Origin of the sequence: Variovorax sp. YR216, from assembly GCF_900107745.1 — a bacterium.
Taxonomy (GTDB): Bacteria; Pseudomonadota; Gammaproteobacteria; order Burkholderiales; family Burkholderiaceae_C; genus Variovorax.
In genome coordinates, this window is record NZ_FNRO01000039.1 from 1 (window position 1) to 2,540 (window position 2,540).

General features: G+C 66.8%; 2 protein-coding genes. Both read left to right on the forward strand.

Going from position 1 to position 2,540, the window contains the following annotated elements; translation table 11 throughout:
* The first annotated feature begins 116 nt into the window (after window positions 1-116).
* Window positions 117-992 (forward strand): tyrosine-type recombinase/integrase, encoded by an 876-nt coding sequence (locus BLW05_RS35185; RefSeq protein WP_093169569.1) that lies wholly within the window; start codon window positions 117-119, stop codon window positions 990-992.
* A 10-nt stretch (window positions 993-1,002) separates the two neighbouring features.
* Entirely contained in the window at window positions 1,003-2,187 is a 1,185-nt protein-coding gene (locus tag BLW05_RS35190) for an IS91 family transposase (protein WP_093169571.1), read from the forward strand.
* Window positions 2,188-2,540: the final 353 nt, after the last annotated feature.

Sequence of the window (2,540 nt, forward strand, 5' to 3'; positions counted from 1 at the left end):
GAACGAAACCGCTCTCGCGGTAGGCGCTTCGCGCATCCCATGGACACCTCGTGAGCCGGTTGTCGCCACCGTTGGCGGCGAGGCAATCCTGCCTCGCCATCAACGGAGCAGCCATCATGGACACGATCACTTCGGGAGTCACCCCGCTGCGTCAACGCATGCTCGAGGACATGCGCCTGCGCAAACTTGAGCGCCGCACACAGGAGGCCTACATCCGCGCCGTGCGCAGGTTCGCAGGCTATCTGCATCGCTCGCCTGACACCGCCACCGAACAAGATCTGCGCAACTTCCAATTGCATCTGGTTGACACGGGCACCTCGCCTACGACGCTCAACGTCACGCTGACGGGCCTGCGCTTCTTCTTTGACGTCACCGTGGATCATCCGCAGATCATGGCCAGGATCAAGCCGGTGAAGGTGCCTCGCAGACTCCCGGTGGTGCTCAGCCCGCAGGAAGTCTCCCGTCTCATCGCCGCAGCGAACAACGTCAAGCACCAAGTAGCCTTGTCGCTCGCCTACGGCACGGGCCTGCGCGCCAGCGAGGTCGTGAACCTGAAGGTCACCGACGTGGACAGCCAGCGCATGACACTGCGGGTGGAGCAAGGCAAGGGCCACAAGGACCGCTACGCCATGCTCAGCCCCGTGCTGCTGCAGCGCCTTCGGACCTGGTGGCGCATCGCTCACTCGCAGGGCCGGATGTTGCCCGGTGGCTGGCTGTTCCCCGGCATGGACCCGACCAACGCGCTCACCACGCGCCAGCTCAACCGCGCCGTGCACGATGCGGCGGACACGGCCGGGATCCAAAAGCGTGTGTCGATGCACACGTTGCGCCATTGCTTCGCCACGCACCTGCTGGAGCGCAAGGTCGATGTCCGCGTGATTCAGGTGCTGCTCGGGCACAAGCGCCTGGAGACCACCACCGTATACACCCACGTGGCCACCGATCTGCTGCACGAGGTCTTCAGCCCGCTGGAGGCGCTGCCGCCCGCCTGAGGTGCCGGCCGTGGGCCGGCCTTCCCTGGAGGTCGCCGACATCTTCCGCCAGCACGCGCCGGCTTGGCGCGCCGAACAGCGCGGCCATCTGAGCCTGGCGCAGCTGAAGGTCATGTCGGCCATCGAACAGTGCCGCAGCGCGGCACTGGGTGGGCACGTCTTGCGCTGCGAGGGCTGCGGCACCGATCAGATCGCCTACAACTCCTGCCGCAACCGCCACTGCCCCAAGTGCCAGAGCACCGCGGCGCAGCGCTGGCTCGATGCACGCCAGGCCGATCTCCTGCCGGTCGAGTACTACCACGTCGTGTTCACGCTGCCGGCACCGATTGCCGACCTCGCGTACCAGAACAAGGCCGCACTCTATGCACTGCTGTTCGACCTGGCCGCCGAGGTGTTGCTCACGATCGCCGGCGATCCGAAGCACCTGGGCGCCAGGATCGGCGCCACCCTCGTGCTGCACACCTGGGGCTCGGCGCTCACGCATCATCCCCATGTGCACGGCATCGTGCCCGGTGGCGGCTTGGCGCCCGATGGCACGCGTTGGGTCGCCTGCCGTCCCGGCTTCTTCCTGCCGGTTCGAGTTCTCTCGCGCTTGTTCCGGCGGCGCTTCCTGGAGGAGTTGCAGCGCCTGCATGCTGCAGGCAAGCTCAAGTTCTTCGGCGAACTCGTGCACCTGGCCGATGCACGGGCGTTCAGGGCCTGGCTCGTGCCACTGCGCAAGACCGAGTGGGTGGTCTACGCCAAGCGGCCCTTCGCCGGGCCGCAGGCCGTGCTGGCCTATCTGTCGCGCTACACCCACCGCGTCGCCATCGCCAACAGCCGGCTGCTCGCGATGGACGAGCGCGGCGTGACCTTCCGATGGAAGGACTACCGCGCCAAGGGTCGCACGCGCCACAGGGTCATGACGCTCTCACCGCAGGAGTTCATGCGCCGGTTCCTGTTGCATGTGCTGCCCACGGGCTTCCATCGCATCCGCCACTACGGCCTCCTGGCCAACGGCGCGCGCACGGCAGGTCTGGCCGCCGCGCGCGAGCTGCTGCATGCGCGGCCAGCGCCGTCGCCATGCACGCACAGCAACGAGCTCGCTGCCCAGGTGCATCCCGAGCGCCCCACCTTCATCTGCCGGCACTGCGGCCAGGCCATGACCATCGTGCAGGTCTTCATCCGTGGAGAAGCGATTCGCGCACCGCCATGACTTCAAGTCCAACCCTGGCGTCCTTCAAAGTCGACCAACGACCGAGTCGACAGGGCAGGTCTGCGCTCCAGCAGGCATTGAATGCAGTGACTGCCTGCCACTGGCTCACTCGTAAAGTTGGCAGCGCGCGCACGAAGGACCTGCGCCATCCTCCCGGCGCACGCGCGCGAGGCTTGCGGGCCTGCGTTGACGGCGCCGCTCTCGCCACTATCCCCATAGCGCGACGGCCCTGAACAACCGCTGCGCCGTGCTCCGCGGTTTCCTCCCTCGAGGTTTGTGCGACACCTGCCCTCAGCTTGTGGTCACTCCATGCGCTGCGCGTTTGCCGGGCAGATGTCTCACAAACCTTAACG

What these genes read in the sequence shown, in the direction of transcription:
- BLW05_RS35185 (WP_093169569.1), top strand. Translation starts at nt 117, where the DNA reads ATGGACACGATCACTTCGGGAGTCACCCCGCTGCGTCAACGCATGCTC.